Origin of the sequence: Clostridium sp. N3C, assembly GCF_900095445.1 — a bacterium.
Classification (GTDB): Bacteria; Bacillota; Clostridia; order Clostridiales; family Clostridiaceae; genus Clostridium_AU.
Genome location: NZ_FMJL01000010.1, coordinates 40500 through 56809 on the forward strand (window position 1 = coordinate 40500; position 16310 = coordinate 56809).

At 32.8% G+C, this 16310-nt stretch carries 14 protein-coding genes; 8 read left to right on the forward strand and 6 right to left on the reverse strand.

All coding sequences use genetic code 11. The features are described 5' to 3' along the window. Positions 1-290 precede the first annotated feature (290 nt). Positions 291-1172 carry a hypothetical protein gene (locus N3C_RS04985; protein ID WP_074364962.1) on the forward strand — a complete coding sequence of 294 codons (882 nt, stop codon included), beginning with the start codon at positions 291-293 and terminating at the stop codon, positions 1170-1172. 386 nt (positions 1173-1558) lie between these two features. On the opposite strand, the gene N3C_RS04990 is transcribed toward N3C_RS04985, so the two are convergent. Next, entirely contained in the window at positions 1559-2821 is a 1263-nt protein-coding gene (locus N3C_RS04990; protein ID WP_074364963.1) for an O-acetylhomoserine aminocarboxypropyltransferase/cysteine synthase family protein, read from the reverse strand. Positions 2822-3090: 269 nt separating this feature from the next. Here N3C_RS04990 and N3C_RS04995 point away from each other — a divergent pair, with 269 nt between their 5' ends. Together N3C_RS04995 and N3C_RS05000 are read left to right on the forward strand one after the other, a co-directional pair. Beyond that, positions 3091-4053, forward strand: a complete 963-nt coding sequence (locus N3C_RS04995; RefSeq protein ID WP_074364974.1) for an ROK family protein — start codon at positions 3091-3093, stop codon at positions 4051-4053. Positions 4054-4078: 25 nt separating this feature from the next. Further along, the gene (locus N3C_RS05000; protein WP_074364964.1) at positions 4079-6460 is read left to right on the forward strand and encodes a glycoside hydrolase family 31 protein; all 2382 of its coding nucleotides are present in this window, start codon (positions 4079-4081) and stop codon (positions 6458-6460) included. Between the two features lie 146 nt (positions 6461-6606). Here N3C_RS05000 and N3C_RS05005 read toward each other — a convergent pair whose 3' ends face one another. Continuing rightward, positions 6607-8100, reverse strand: coding sequence for a protein adenylyltransferase SelO (locus N3C_RS05005; protein WP_074364965.1), 1494 nt, complete (start codon positions 8098-8100; stop codon positions 6607-6609). A gap of 47 nt (positions 8101-8147) precedes the next feature. On the opposite strand from N3C_RS05005, the gene N3C_RS14975 reads away from it, so the two are divergent. Next, positions 8148-8324 (forward strand): hypothetical protein, encoded by a 177-nt coding sequence (locus N3C_RS14975; RefSeq protein ID WP_178377766.1) that lies wholly within the window; start codon positions 8148-8150, stop codon positions 8322-8324. A gap of 80 nt (positions 8325-8404) precedes the next feature. Here the strand turns inward: N3C_RS14975 and N3C_RS05010 are convergent, their stop codons facing one another. Together N3C_RS05010 and N3C_RS05015 are read right to left on the reverse strand one after the other, a co-directional pair. Beyond that, on the reverse strand, positions 8405-10282 hold the full coding sequence (locus N3C_RS05010) for a M56 family metallopeptidase (RefSeq protein WP_074364966.1): 1878 nt from the start codon (positions 10280-10282) through the stop codon (positions 8405-8407). Positions 10283-10285: 3 nt separating this feature from the next. Further along, positions 10286-10651: a BlaI/MecI/CopY family transcriptional regulator gene (locus tag N3C_RS05015; protein ID WP_074364967.1), complete on the reverse strand. Its 366-nt coding sequence runs from the start codon at positions 10649-10651 to the stop codon at positions 10286-10288. Positions 10652-10820: 169 nt separating this feature from the next. Here N3C_RS05015 and N3C_RS05020 point away from each other — a divergent pair, with 169 nt between their 5' ends. Together N3C_RS05020 and N3C_RS05025 are read left to right on the forward strand one after the other, a co-directional pair. Continuing rightward, positions 10821-11339: a nitroreductase family protein gene (locus N3C_RS05020; RefSeq protein ID WP_074364968.1), complete on the forward strand. Its 519-nt coding sequence runs from the start codon at positions 10821-10823 to the stop codon at positions 11337-11339. A 213-nt stretch (positions 11340-11552) separates the two neighbouring features. Next, the gene (locus N3C_RS05025) at positions 11553-11849 is read left to right on the forward strand and encodes a hypothetical protein (protein WP_074364969.1); all 297 of its coding nucleotides are present in this window, start codon (positions 11553-11555) and stop codon (positions 11847-11849) included. 131 nt (positions 11850-11980) lie between these two features. On the opposite strand, the gene N3C_RS05030 is transcribed toward N3C_RS05025, so the two are convergent. Beyond that, positions 11981-12982, reverse strand: a complete 1002-nt coding sequence (locus tag N3C_RS05030) for a DUF4003 family protein (protein WP_074364970.1) — start codon at positions 12980-12982, stop codon at positions 11981-11983. A 311-nt stretch (positions 12983-13293) separates the two neighbouring features. On the opposite strand from N3C_RS05030, the gene N3C_RS15405 reads away from it, so the two are divergent. Together N3C_RS15405 and N3C_RS15410 are read left to right on the forward strand one after the other, a co-directional pair. After that, positions 13294-13956, forward strand: a complete 663-nt coding sequence (locus tag N3C_RS15405) for a LacI family DNA-binding transcriptional regulator (RefSeq protein WP_143312600.1) — start codon at positions 13294-13296, stop codon at positions 13954-13956. Positions 13957-13961: 5 nt separating this feature from the next. Continuing rightward, entirely contained in the window at positions 13962-14318 is a 357-nt protein-coding gene (locus N3C_RS15410; protein ID WP_083604426.1) for a substrate-binding domain-containing protein, read from the forward strand. A gap of 31 nt (positions 14319-14349) precedes the next feature. Here the strand turns inward: N3C_RS15410 and N3C_RS05040 are convergent, their stop codons facing one another. After that, on the reverse strand, positions 14350-16161 hold the full coding sequence (locus N3C_RS05040; RefSeq protein ID WP_083604427.1) for a methyl-accepting chemotaxis protein: 1812 nt from the start codon (positions 16159-16161) through the stop codon (positions 14350-14352). Between the last annotated feature and the right edge of the window lie 149 nt (positions 16162-16310).

Below are 16310 nucleotides of genomic sequence, written 5' to 3' on the forward strand. Positions count from 1 at the left end.
CATTCTGAAATATTTAAAATAAGTGTCTGCATTAATAATATTATCAGTTACTATATAGAAAGAATGCCTTTAAGAGTATTATATATCAAATTTACTGACAAGTAATAGTTTATATTGATAAAAAGTAGAAGAAAGGTATTTTCAAGAAGTGCTTCTAGAGGATATATAGAGATAGGATTTTATAAGTGAAATAACTATGATATAATACCATTATTAGACATATACTGACTGCAATAATTAAAATTGACCTAGAGTATAATAGTATAGGAGTAATCAATTATATAAAGCTTATGTTAGGGGTAGCTATGGAAAATAAGGAAATTATCAAAGAAGCAAAGCAATATTGTAAAGGCATTAAATCAGCAAGATATTCAATAACCGCATTCTTTCTTGTTACACTTTCTGCCTCTATGGCTAAGGTTTTCTTAGATGATAAGAGATATTTAGTGCTAGCCATAATGGCAGTGGTGGTTTACTGCACAAATATACTTACTAGGAAGAAACATTACGGTATTTTAAAGCAAGTAAGATATGATTTAAAGAACAATTTGATTTGCAAGAAAGAAGAATACATTGAAAATTTCACTGTTGACAATGTTTATGAAAAGGTAGATAAGGATGAAGAATTAAAAAGCTCTATAGAAGGAAAGAGATATATATTATGGGGACAATATGGTGATCAGTATAAAATACTTAGAAAACCCCATGTGGATTTAAAGGGATTTAAGAAAAAAAGGGTAAGTTTAACCTACCTTCAGACTTCAAGGGTGATTGTAGGTATAAAAGTACTAGATCAGGAAGAAGAGGCTCTAACTATAGAAAATATTAATTATGTATCGGAGAAAACTCAAACCTTTAAGTTTAGAATTGTTATGAGCATTGAAGAAGGCGTCATAAAACTACCAATGTTTACTGCTATCACCGCAGATAATAAAATTGTTCATATTTTGGTGGATGTATATTATTCAAATAAGGTGCCTTATAAAGATAAAAATAAGAATGAAGCATCCTGCGTGAAATTTTTGAACGATCAGATTAGGTATTTAGCTGAAGATATTAAGTTTAAGGAATTTAGCAGTGATAAAAAGGTTAATAAAGTGATAAGGCTAGCTATGGAAAAGTACTATCCTAAGGTTAAGGTAGATAGGGTAGATATAAAGGTTAATATGTAATGAGTTTTTTGAAGTTAAGGTCTGGTTATTGATAAAGAATGCAGTGTGCGGAGGAAAAGTTATTGTTTAAGAAATTTTGCATATTTATATCTATAACACTTTGCACAATACTCAATTCTGGACATGCGGTTCTTGCTAATTAAGAAGGCTCTAAATATTACAATTCTGTTTTTGGTTAAATTTATACGAAAGAAAAGATCTGAATACATTAATAATTTAAGTGAAACATAAATCATATTAGTAGTAAAATCATTTAGATGTTTTTGAGCTTTAATAAAGGTGCTAAAAGTAACAGCAATTGAGTTGCTTTTAGCACCTATTTTAAATCCAGAATTAAGGTCCTTGAATGAACTGTTAAAGGTGTAACGGATTTGCTTTAAAAAAGCTTATACTCTTTCTAAGCTTTGACGAATATCCTCAATAATATCATCTATGTTCTCCAAACCTACAGATAATCTAATCATACCAGGATTTACTCCTGCGGCGATAAGTTGGTCATCTGTAAGTTGACGGTGAGTAGCGCTAGCTGGATGCAACACGCAGGTTCTGATGTCTGCTACGTGAACTTCGTTAGATGCTAACTTAAGGCCATCCATAAATTTAACTGCTGCATTCTTTCCGCCTTTTATTACAAAGGAGATAACTCCGCTAGTTCCCTTTGGAAGATACTTTTGTGCTAAATCAAAGTATGGGTTTCCTTCTAAGGCTGGATAATTAACTGTCTCAATTTTATCACTTGCCTTCAAATACTTGGCCACTGTTAAAGCATTTTCACAGTATTGTTTCATTCTAATTGGTAGAGTTTCTAAACCGATATTTAGTAAGAAGGCTGAATGAGCAGCAGGATAGGCTCCAAAGTCTCTCATCAGTTGCATTCTAGCCTTAACTATATAGGCTGCTTTTCCAAAATCTCTTGTATATACAACTCCATGATAGCTTTCATCAGGTTCAGTGAATTCAGGAAATTTGCCGTTAGTCCAATCGAAATTACCGCTGTCTACTATAACTCCTCCTACCTGTAAAGCATGACCGTCCATATATTTTGAAGTAGAATGAATTACTATATCTGCTCCGTATTCTATTGGCTTGCATAGTATGGGAGTGGCAAAGGTGTTATCGATTATTAGAGGAACACCATTGTTATGAGCAATTTTTGCAAACTTTTCTATATCCAATACTGTTAATGCAGGGTTAGCTAAAGTTTCACCAAATACAGCCTTTGTATTAGGTTTAAAGGCCTTATTAATTGTTTCTTCATCACTATTTGGATCTACAAATATACACTCTATACCTAGCTTTTTTAAAGTATTAGCAAATAGGTTTACTGTACCTCCATAAATTGTAGAAGTACTAATAAAGCTATCTCCACTATTGCATATATTTAATATAGAAAATAGGGAAGCGGCTTGTCCTGATGAAGTGCACATAGCAGCGACGCCACCCTCTAAATCTGCGATCTTCTTTTCTACCACCTCTACTGTAGGATTAGAAAATCTTGAATACATATGGGCTGTAGGCATATCAAAGAGTTGCCCTATATGTTCTGTAGAATCAAAAACATAGGTTGTACTTTGAACAATAGGCATTACTCTAGGGTCACCGTTTTTAGGTGTATATCCTGAGTGAAGACATTTTGTTTCGTCTTTCATCTTTATAAACTCCTTTCCACCTTGAAATTATAGATATTATATCATATTTTTGGATAAAATTTCGAAATTTCGGTTAATTTAGATATCGAAAACTATTAATTTTATTGAATTCTTTAATTGATTATATGGATAGGATTTCATATAATTGATATGAGGAGTGAGACCAGAATGCTTTCGTTAATATAAAGATACTTTTATTTTAAATAGGGTATTAGTTTTAATAAAAGCAGGAGGTCTTTTAAAATATTTCAGAAGCGAAGGTGAATGTTATGTCTGAAAAAAATAAATGTAACTATGTTATAGGAATAGACCTAGGTGGTACAAAGATTAAGGGGGCACTAGCAGATTTAGATGGAAGGATATTAAGTTCCTATACCGTGCCTACAAATGCTTTTGAAGGAGAAGAAGCGGTATTGGGGAGAATTAATGGAGTAATTGGTAAAGTGCTAGAAGAGGCAGACAAGAGCGTTAACGATATAAAAGCTATAGGAATCGGCTCTCCAGGCCCCTTAGATTCAAAGAATGGAATTATAATAAATAGCGCCAATTTACCTTTTAAAAACTTTAATATAGTAAAGGAAGTTAAGAAGGTATATGATTTGCCGGTATACTTAGAGAACGACGCTAATGTGGCAGCTATTGCTGAGTACATGTTTGGGGCTGGTAAGGGGACCAGAAATATGGTATACGTTACTGTAAGCACCGGTGTAGGTGGTGGAGCGGTATTAAATGGAAAGCTTTACAAGGGATCTACGTCTAATGCTTTAGAAATAGGACACACTACAGTGCTACCAGATGGGCCAAAATGTAATTGCGGTAATTATGGCTGTGTTGAAGTTTTAACATCCGGTACTGCTATTGCAAGACAGGCAAGAGAAGCTATAGAATCCGGTCTAGAAACTAGTCTATCTCAATATGATAAGGTTACCTCCTATGAGGTTTATGTAGAAGCTCAAAAGGGAGATAAGGTTTCCAAGGATATTCTTGAAAAAAGCTTCACATATTTAGGTATAGGTATCGCTAACACTATAGTATCCTTTGATCCAGAGATGATAGTAATTGGTGGTGGCGTTTCTAAGATGGGTTCTGTAATGTTTGATAAGGTTAATGAAGTTGTAAAAGAAAGAGCTTTAAAGGCCATGGTAGAAAGCTGCAAAATTGTTCCTGCGGGCCTTGGAGAAGATACAGGCGTAATGGGAGCTGTAGCCTTAGCTATAACAGAGGATGAATAAAATTTGAAATTTTGGGGGTGGCTAAATGTTTGGCAAAATTGTGGGCTGTGTTAAAGAAGCCAATAAAGTTTTTGTTCAGTTCGAAGAGCAAAGGGTTACAGTGGAGGTTATTACACCTGCTATAATTAATTTTTTCGCTCCAATTATGAGAGAAGAGAGATCTTCTAAGGCTGTAGAAGGATTAAAGGTTGAGGATTGTAATTTTTCTGTTGAAAAGGAAGATAGAAAAATAACTATAAGCACTGATAAGTTAATTGTAAATATATTTGATGACTTTAAAGTTGATATATATGATTCTAAGGGAAATATCCTTTGTGCTGATTACAGAGGCCAGGCGGATCCTTTTGTAAGAAGAGGAGCAGAGGAGCTTGAAATTGCTGCGGCAGAAGGACATAAGGTAGAAGCGGATCAGCGCAAATGCAAAATAGAAATATTAAAGAAAATGGAAGATGACATGTTCTTCTATGGCTTGGGAGATAAGACAGGTCATTTAAATAAAAAAGGTTATCACTATAAAATGTGGAATACTGATGATCCAAGTCCTCATGTAGAGAGCTTTGAGGCTATGTATAAATCTATTCCTTTTCTAATAGCTATGAAAGGAAAGGACGCTTTTGGTATTTTCTTTGATAATACCTTTGAATCCCACTTTGATATGGGTAAGGAAAACAGAAATTATTATTACTTTGGTGCTGTAGATGGTAATTTAGATTATTACTTTATATATGGACCAAGCATCAAGGAAGTAGTAGGAGGTTATACATATTTAACTGGAAGAACTCCTCTACCTCAGCTTTGGACTCTTGGATATCAGCAGTGCCGTTGGAGTTATGCTCCTGAAAGCAGGGTTAGAGAGATAGCTAATGAGTTTAGAAAAAGAGATATACCCTGCGATACAATTCATCTGGATATAGACTATATGGATGGATATAGAGTATTTACTTGGGATAAAAACAAGTTCCCCAATCCAAAGGCTACTGTAGAAGAATTAAAGGAAGATGGCTTTAAAATAGTAACTATTATAGATCCTGGTGTAAAAAAGGATAAGGGTTATGCAATATATGATGAAGGTATGGAAAAGGGCTATTTTGCCACTGACAAGGACGGAGTTACTTACGTAAACAGAGTTTGGCCAGGAGATTCGGTGTATCCAGATTTTGCTAATGAGAAGGTTAGACAGTGGTGGTCAGATAATCAAAAGATTATGATGGATTGTGGTGTATCTGGAATATGGAATGACATGAACGAGCCTGCTAGTTTTAATGGTCCACTACCAGATGATGTTATGTTTAATAATGATGGTATAGAAGCTGATCATAGAGAAATCCATAATGTATATGGACATTATATGTCTAAGGCTACTTATGAAGGTATAAAGAAGCACACTAATAAGAGACCTTTTGTTATTACTAGAGCTTGTTATGCTGGGACTCAAAAGTATTCTACCGTTTGGACAGGAGATAATCAAAGCTTATGGGAGCATTTAAGAATGTCTCTTCCAATGCTTATGAACCTTGGATTAAGCGGCTTTTCCTTTGCCGGTACAGATGTAGGTGGCTTTGGTCATGATTGTACAGGAGAGCTTTTATCAAGATGGGTTCAGGTTGGTGCCTTTACTCCATTGTTTAGAAATCACTCAGCTATTCATACTAGGGACCAGGAACCTTGGGCCTTTGATCAAGAGACAGAAGACATTAATAGAAAGTACATTAAATTAAGATATACTTTAATACCATATTTATACGACGTCATGAGAGAAGGAGAAATGACTGGTCTTCCAGTTATGAGACCTTTGATGCTACATTACCAGGATGATAAAAATACTTACGAAATCAACGATCAATTCCTATGTGGTGAAAACATCCTAGTTGCTCCTATTGTAGAACAAGGTAAGAATGCTAGAATGGTATACCTACCAGAAGGAGATAACTGGATTGATTTCTGGACTAAGGAAGTATTTGAAGGTGGTCAATACATAATTAAGAAGGCACCTTTAGATGTATGTCCTATATACATAAAGCAGGGCAGCATTATTCCTAAGTATCCTGTACAAAACTATATTGGTGAAAAGGAAATAAAGGAATTAACTTTAGATATTTACCCAGCGCCTGTAGGAAAGCAGGCCGTTTATACCACTTATCAAGATGATGGTGAAAGCTTTGCTTATAGAGATGGAGCTTATAATCTTTACAAGATCATGGTTAATGACAACGGCGACAATTTAACAATAAAAATTGCTAAGGAGCATGAAGGTTATGAAAAATCCTATCAAGGCTTCAAGCTTAAAGTAAATAATGTTACTGCCTCCAAAGTATTAGTAGATGGTAAGACTATAGATTTTGAAGCTTGGGACGGTTCAATTGAATTCACAACAAGTAGTAGTGATGAAATTGTAATAGTAAAGTAGAATTGCTATAAAAAGTTTCACAGTTCAAAGGATTGTGCAACTTGTAAGCTATACAAAAATATAAAAAGAAAAACTATTCACAGTTTGCTATTAACAAAAGCAAAATTTGTGGATAGTTTTTCTTTTAATGTGGATACTTTTCTATACTAAGTACCACAGAAGGTTTTGTAGGGACGGTTCGACTTTCTAGGCAATTTAGCGTATTCTTTTTGCTGAGGGCAATGAGCGTAGGGTTGAGAAAGAACCTCTAGCAGTCGATGCATAGGACCGTAGTCTTCTTGATTTACTGCTGCATCTAAAGCTTCCTCTACGCGGTGGTTACGAGGAATTACCGCCGGATTATTGCTTCGCATAAGCTGATGAGAAGCTTCTTTAGATTCTTTTTGACGAGATAATCTAGCCTGCCAACGCTTATACCACTGAGTAAATTCTGGAGTCTTAAACATATCCATATCCTCATAATTTTCAAAGGTTAGAGCTAAGAAGGTATTGGTGTAATCTGCTTGATGCTTGTGCATAAGCTTTAAAAGGTCTTCAATAAGAGATTGGTCCTCTGCTTCCTCATTAAAGAGTCCAAGCTTAGCTCTCATTCCAGACAACCAGTGATTATTATACACTTCACTAAAGTATGAAATGGCAATTTGGGCTAATTTTACTGCTTCTTCTTCATTATCATGTAACAGTGGTAGAATACTTTCAGCAAATCTAGCTAAATTCCATTGAGCAATAGGAGGTTGATTACCATAGGCATATCGGCCTTCCCGATCAATGGAACTGAATACCGTTGCAGGATCATAGCTATCCATAAAGGCACAGGGACCATAATCTATAGTTTCCCCACTGATAGCCATGTTATCTGTATTCATAACACCATGCACAAAGCCCACTAGCATCCATTTTGCAATGAGTGAGGCTTGAAGCTTAACTACTTCTTTAATCAAAGCAAGATAGGGTTTTTCCTCACTAGCAAGATAGTGATAATGTCTTTGTATAGTATAATCCGCTAGAGCTTTTAAATGATCTACATTATTTAGCCTAGCGGCATATTCAAAGGTACCTACTCGTATATGGCTGGTAGCTACGCGAGTTAAAATGGCTCCTTGGAGCTTAGTTTCACGGTATACCGGCTCCCCAGTAGTTACCACTGCTAAGCTTCTGGTAGTTGGAATACCAAGGGCATGCATTGCTTCACTGATAATATACTCTCTTAGCATAGGACCAAGAGCAGCTCTACCGTCACCACCACGAGAATAGGGTGTTGGACCAGAACCTTTTAATTGAATATCAAACCGTTGACCTAAGGGAGTAATCTGTTCTCCAAGTAATACAGCACGACCATCTCCTAACATAGTGAAATATCCAAATTGATGACCAGCATAAGCTTGGGCAATAGGAAAAGAACCCTCTGGAATACTGTTGCCAGCAAGTACAGAGACACCATGATTATTTTCTAGCTCCTGTGCGTCAAAACCTAAGGCTTCTGCTAGGGAATGATTTAAAATAATTAATTTCGGTGAAGCTACAGCAGTTGGTTTGATAGCTGTAAAAAAGGATTTTGGTAAAGAAGCATAACTGTTGTGTAAATTCCAACTAAGTATTGATTTATCTTTTCTTCCATTTGATTTATTTGTTCCAGTCATTATTTTTCATTAGTTCTCCTTATCTTTCTTTTAGTTTTTTATTTTTAGTGTCTGCTTATGCTTGGCTTTTATACGAGGGACGGTTCAGCAAAACTAGTAAAAACAGGTACGGTTCAACAAAGTATATAAAAGATGAGGACGGTTCAGTAAAATTAAGAGGAAATAGAAAGAAGATTTTGAAGCTGCTACAGAAACATGTGATAAAAGAATTAGAAAAGGACTAGGATAATTAACCTAGTCCAAGCATAAGTTAATAATTAAAGTTAGTAATTTTTATTTGAAGTTGGAACTTTCCATATATTAATCAATCTGGAGAGGAAGGATCAGAAAATATAATATCATAAGCAGCTTCGGCCTTATAGTGAATAGCATTTTTCTTGGTAATATTAAGTTTCTTTGTTACAAGAAGTTTTCCCGACTTATCAACTATGGTAATGGTTACTATATCACCATCATTATTATATGTTGCTTCAGTTGGAAACCATACTACCTTACCGTCAGGGTTACTTATTGTTTTTTGCACTTCTGATGTTTTATTAGAGTTCAACAAACGGAGAGAACCGTTTTTTGCAAAAAAGGTTATATTAAAGTCAGACTTTTTGTAATATGAATCTAAATCCAGCTCTATTTCCATTCCAATTACACTAGACATAGTTAAGGAAAAGGTTTCTGGATAGACTACTAACTTTGTAGATATATCTATGAAAAACTGATCGAAAGTTTCTTTATCCTTTGAATAGGACCATAGATCTTTTTCAAAGTATTTTTGCATTTCTGGTCTATTGTAGGTAATTGGAGCCTTTGTAGAAGGATTCTCAAAATTAAAAGTCACTGTATCAACATTTTTTATAAGAGAAAAAATTAGCAAGGCATTTTGAGTTAATACCGAGTCTTTTATGTTAGAAGAATTTTCAAAGGAGTAATTTGCTGTAATACCGTAAGGTCTTTTTTCTGTTGACAAGGAAATAGTAGTGTTATTGTTACCATAAGGTAGCTTTCTTAATAGATTTACTGTATTACTAGCGTTTCCTACGTATTCTAACCTATGTTCTAATAAAGAGTCCAACAACTTCTCATTTGTGATGGCGGAATATGACTTAGATTTAGTTCTGGACAAGCTAAGATTTTTAGTTGTTTTTCCATTAGTTAAAAGAAGAAGACTTAAAATTACTATGATTACTATTCCTATGATACTCATCCAAAGTTTTGTCCTTTTAAATTTCATTATTCCTTTTACCCTACTTTTAATGTTCTTCTCACCAAAGGCAAGGAGACCTGCTTGAAAGAATACATTTTGCTTGGTGGCTATATTTATAAGAGAATTAGCATAAGACTTTCTAATATCTTCTTTGTTTAAGGATAAAACTGTGGCGTCACAGGAAAGTTCCATATCTTTTTGAGCTAATATATAACTAAACCACATAAGGGGATTAAACCAATGTATAGATAAAGCAAGAAAAGTCAAAGGTTTAATTATATAATCAAATCTTTTGATATGCACCAACTCATGACACAGAAAATGGGATAATTCCATTTTGCTACATTGATTTATAATTTCTAAGGGTAATATTATACGTGGTTTCAATAAACCGCATACCAAAGGGGTATTTATTTTATCAGAGGTATATACTTTTACGTTTCTATGAAATTTTATTTGTTGTTTGCATTGGGAAATTAAACCATCGTTTTTATAAATAACGGAATCCTGGAGTTTATTATATATATTTAAGTAGGCAAAAATACTAATTCCAAAGACAATGAGAACTCCTAAAAGCCATAGGTAGCTCATGAAAGTAATAAATTGATTTGCATTGTTATGAGAATCGTAATAATATTCATTGAAAGCACTTATAAAGTCATAATTTTTTTCATTATTAATATCCTGTTTTTGCTCTGATTCATTGGCGGTTGTGCTAATATATCTTCTAGATATATTCTGATTAAGTGTATAATTTTTGCTTTCTGCAGTTAGTGTCGTAGGCATAGGAACTTTATTAAATATGCTAACCATTGATGGTATTGAAAAGGGAAGAACTAGTCTTATAAATACAATAGCCCACAAGGCATAAGAGAAAGTTTTATGAAGCTTATTACCTAAAAGCCATCTAATAATAAGAATTACAGTAGCTACTACTGAAGCAGAAATGCTCATTTTAACTACGGTGAGAAATATATTTTCCAAGTTTTATTCCTCCTTTCCATACTGTTCAACTATTTTCCTTAACTCTTCTATTTCATCCTTATTAAGTTTTTCTTTTTTTAAGAAGGTATTGAAAAAGAGTCGTAATGAACCTTCATAAATTTTATTGATATGTTCTTCTGTTTCTGATCTCATAACTTGTTCACGACTTATTAAAGAGGAAACTATCGCATTTTCGTTTTTTATAGCTCCACGTTCACATAATCTTCTAATGACGGTATAAGTAGTTGATTTTTTCCAACCAAGCTCCTCCTTAGCGAGCTTTACTAGTTCTGAACTAGCTATAGGGCAATGATCCCATATGATATTCATAAATTTATATTCTGCATCAAATATTTTGATTGTTTCCATAAATAGTTCGCTCCCTTGGTCTAATGGGTTAAACTTTATATTTAGTTTAATTGGTTAAACCAAAAATGTCAATGGGTATTTTTTATTAAATTTTTAGATAAATTAGACTTTTAAATGTGATATTTATATAATTATCTTATAAGTTTATTATGTGGAAAGGGTGGTAAGAATGGAATTTTTAGAACTAGCGAAAAAGCGTTATGCTGTTAGAAAATATGAAGATAAAAAGGTAGAAGAGGAAAAGTTAAAGAAAATATTAGAAGCTGCTAGGGTTGCTCCTACTGCCGCAAATAGACAGCCTCAGAGATTGATAGTGGTACAGGAGGAAGAAGGATTAAATAAGATAAAGAAGGCTGCTAATATATATGGAGCACCATTAGCTATAATAGTATGTGGAGATCATGATGCTGTTTGGAAAAGACAATTGGATGGTAAAGAGGCACTAGATATAGATGCAACAATTGCAACAGATCATATGATGATGGAAGCAGCAGATCTTGGACTTGGCAGTTTGTGGGTTTGTGCTTTTAATCCAACTGTAATAAGAGAAGAATTTAATTTGCCAGAAAATGTAGAGCCAGTGAACATTTTAGCTATAGGCTATGCAGCAGGGGAACCTGCTTCACCGGATAGACATAATGAGACACGAAAACCTCTTGAACATATAGTACGATACGAAAGCTTTTAGTTTTGCTGAAGGTTGTATAAGTAAATAAGTATTTTAAATATGCCGTCTGTTTTACGGACGGCATATTTATTAATAAAAATATTTTACAAACACTGTCTAAAAAACTATACTTGTGTCAACAATTTAAAAGAAAAAGAAATTAGTATGGAAAGAGAGAGAATTATAGCTTATAATAAATAAAATATATGACTAGAAAAGAGTTTGGAGGCAGAAATGATTGAACAATATACGAATCCTTATACTATTAACACTATTTTAAGTATACTTATTATAGTTTTTTCAGTGGTTTTTCAAAATAAATATCCTGAGATTTTCTCCAATGGAAAGGAGGAAGAGGATAGATCTAGAGAAATAAATATCAACATATCAGAAAGAAAGCAGAAAACTGTAATAATCATATTTTTAGCATTTATATTATTTACACCTTACGTAAATATGTTAGTGGCTACAATTATGGCAGTAAGTACTTTTCTTAATGTATATAAGTATAATAAAAATAGAGAACGCTAAAAAAGTTGGACAAAGGGGATTAATAAATTTAATGAAGGAGGCTTCACCTGCTTATTTATGTCGGCTAGTATGGCCTCCCTTTAGCTTATTTAAATTCAATAAAAGTATATTGTTATTTAAAATAGAGTTTTTTAATTTGATGTTGAAGCTGAACTACTAGCTGCTACGCTAGAAGCAATTACAGCTGTCATGGCAGCTTGCTGCTGGACAATTAATATTGAATTAATACTGTTTCCTGTAGTAATGGGCAACAAACCTTTTTTATAATCATCTATGTAGGAGTTACATATAAAGCTGGCGGCGAACATAGTCCTAATATCTTTGCTCATATGCCAAAAACCAAAGCCTTGTTGCTTATAAATATAGTCATAAACTTCTCTAATATCTGATACTATTTTATTGATATCAGTAGCTAGCAGTGAAACTAAACCAAGAGTAGCTAAGCTGTTATACTGAAGCCTGCAGCCACTTTCTTTTAATTTATTATTAATTAAAAGAGCTTTATGGCATTTTTCTTGTACGGATTCCTCTCCTAAAGCTAATACATGAGAAAGGGATTGGAGATAGTTTCCTCGAGAAAATCCTAGGCTATATAAATGATTATAACAGTTTTCAATATCTAAGCAGGTTTCTTCCACCTCTAATTGAGATACAGCTAATATTGCAGCATATACATAATCATCTTGGGAAGTTAACCAAAAGTGATTTTTCTTCATACTTTTATAAAAACTACTCATTCTTGCAATGGTAAAGTTCCAATTTTGACGAGGAACTTCTTTTGCTATAGTATAGGCTGCCAAAGTGAGATAGTTGCTCTTTTTAAAACCGGATCTTGTTAAGCTTTCATAGACTAGCTTCATTTCCATAAAAAACTTTTTATAGTCCTCCTCAAGACTTAACAAGTTGGCAATAATAAGTAAATTCACACCTCTGAAATAGGATGCCCAAGCTGTTTCTTTCTTTATAAAAACTTTAATTTCCTTTATTCTATCTGGATCTACTTCTATATTCTTAATTGCATTTGTCATAGCTATAAATTGCTTTATTAAATTGCTTTCCAAAAAGAAGTTTCTTTTTAATTCACTGTAGTTTCTTGTCATTAAATTAACCTTTAACATTAAATCTGTATTCATACAAGATATCTCCTAAACTATATTATAAGTTAAATTATAACACATAATTTATAGGTATAGTTATTTATTAATTTATTTTAAATTAGTCTTTGCAATAAATTGTATTAAAAGTTTGTTATAGGTAATTTAAAATATTCATATGATTATAAGATAGTTTAGATAAAATGGAATATTATTTTTGAAGGAATAGCACCTACTTTTATAGATTATTGATAGCTTCTTAAACTTAGTTACTCCTCTGTTTTTCTTGTATATTTCTAAAATTTAGTATATCATAATTATTAGATGATATTTTTGAAGAGGTGACATCTGTGGCAATAACTATACGTGATATAGCAAAGCTGGCAAAGGTTTCGGCGTCGACGGTTTCTAGAGTTATAAATGATGATCCTAGAATTTCTGAAAAAACTAAGAAAAAAGTTAAAAAAATAATAGAGGAAATGAACTATATACCCAATAGTATGGCAAAGCAACTTGTGATGAAAACAAGTTTTAATATAGGCTTTTTATTCAATTCACACATTAACACATTGCCATTAGACTTTTACTTTTATAATATGATAGGGGGATTGCAAAGCGTTATCTTTTCTAATAACTATGAACTAACCATTTGTGATTTTAGTTATCTAAAGCCTACAGAAAATTTGTTAGAAAGATTTGTATATAATAAAAGAGTAGATGGGGTAGTGTTGCATGCCACAGTAGTCAATGCAGATATTATTAATCGTTTAAATGAAATTGATTTTCCCTATGTGGTTATAGGAAATACAAATCTTGATTTTTGTAGTGCTTGGGTAGATATTGATAATAATTTTGCAGGAAAATTAGCTTGTAAGCATATGCTAGATATGGGATATAGGAAAATAGCCTTTATAGGAGGAACCGATACTGAAACTGTCTCAAATCAACGTATAGAAGGGTATAAGAATCAATTGATAAGCTCCAATATATCTGTGAATTCACAATATTTATAAATGGAATGGGAACCAAGGAAGACGGATATTATTGTATGAAAAAACTATTACAGCTAGATCCTTTTCCGGATGCTGTGATTTGCATAAATGACTATACTGCCTTTGGTGCTATTAGAGCATTGAAGGAGACAAATTTAAAGTTGCCAGAAGAAGTAGGCATAATTACCTTTGATAATTTTCCACTAGCTCCTTATATGACACCTTCACTCACCTCTATAGATATAGATACTTTTATGCTAGGTAAAAGGGCTGGTGAAATTATAATGGAAAGGATAAAAGGAAACAAGATCCATAAGCAAGAAAGTATAAGTCCTGGGATTATTCTTAGAGATTCCACTGCACGGGAGAAAATAAAAGGCTAAGCATTGATTTATTGCTTAGCCCTTTATAATTTTAAGATATTTTAAATTTATCAACTAATTCGGCAAGCCTGTCCGCTAATTCTGCTGTATTTTGAGCTTGTTGTGTTACTTCGTTTACAGCAACACAGGTTTGCTCAAGTCCAATTAATATGTTTGCGGAGCTGGAGGAAGAATCCTTGGAAACTAATGTAGCGGTTTCTATTACCTTTTCTACATCATTAATGCTATTGTTTATATTCTTAGCAGCTTCTGATAGATTTTGTGACATTTCTTTAAGAAGCATTGCATCTTGTTCGTATTTAGTACCTATATTGTTCATTTCAACGTAATCCGGCTTAACCTTATTATCTATAAAAAATAATATTTCTTTAGCATTCACAACTAAAGTGTCAATAACTGTCTCAATTTGACTCACTAATGTTTTTATAGTATTAACAGATTGAGCGGATTTGTCAGCTAATTTTCTAACTTCACCAGCAACTACAGCGAATCCCCTTCCTGCTTCACCAGCTCTAGCAGCTTCAATGGATGCATTTAAGGAAAGTAGATTTGTCTGTTCTGCAATATCCTTTATTGCATTTACCATCTTAGTAATTTCTTTAACAACCTTGGTATCTTCTATAGCTTTCTTTATGTTTGCTTCTTTTTCAAAATATAAAGCATAGGCTTCTTTTGAAGATTTGTCGGCACCTTCCTTAACCTGTAGTGCGTTATTCATTATGGCAATAGCTGCCTCTTCACCGCTAACAGCTCTAGTAGTTAAATCTTCTGTTAATTTACTTATTTCTTCCGTTGTTACTTTAGCTTGCTCTGTAGACTTGGAAAGTTCTGTACCCATTCCCACAATAACTTGAGTAGAGGCTTTTATTGTATCTACTGTAGCTAATACTTCTTCCATGGTTGCACTGAGTTCTGCACTAGAAGATGTTAAATCATCAATTCCATGATTTAATTCATTTATAAGATCACTTACATTATCAGAAGCTTTATTTAAAGAAATACACATTTCATCCAGTTCATCATTGCCTGTAACTTCAATCTTATTGGATAAATCGCCACTGCTTAAGGCCACAGAGAAGTTAAGAACTTTCTTGATCTTTGAAGTTATTCCTTTAACAATTACTGTACCTGTTATAAAGGAAATTGCAGAGCCTATAGCAATTATGATCAATAAAGTAATTATAGATAGCATATATGTAGCTTTATTTTCTTTATTTTTCATAGTGGCATTAATAAAATTCTCGTTTTGCATTTCTGTTATTGCATTTTCAATATTGTTTTTAGAAATTACAGTATAGATAGTGTTGTATTTCATTTTAGCAGCGTCATAATCATCATTTAAACAGTCATTTATGATATCTTCTCTAGAGCTATTATAAATATCTAATTTAGCTTTAATACTATCTTCATATATCTTCATTTCTTCATTTGAATGATAAGGGATAGCTTCAAATTCTCTGAATAATTTTTCGTTTTCTGTAACTAGACTATCTATATACTCTGATAATTCCGGAATTTCAACTTTATTATTTTCTTGAATTAGTCTTTCCATGGTAGCCCTTATATCGATAACATTACTTCTAATAGTAGCTAATTTGTTATATGATTCTAAATTAATATCATATACAAAGAGACCGTTATCGTATATTTTTGACATATTTACAAAACCAACTAAACCTACAAGAAGTAAAAAAAATGTAGCTGTGATAAAAGAGATTATCAATTTATGAGAAATTTTAATTTTACTCAATAGTTTTGAAAAAAGCTTAAAATATGAGGTTGTCTTTTGTTTTGATGAACTCTTTGATTTTTTTGAAAGTCTTGATTTGGAGAAAGATTTCATTGAGGATTTGAAATTTGTTAGTAATTTTGAACTGTTAAATATGATAAACACCCCCAAATTCAATAGTATTATTACATAAGTTAATAAATTATAAATATATATTTAATTTTATCATAATAAAAAAAAAAAGGAATGTTGTAGCGAAGAAT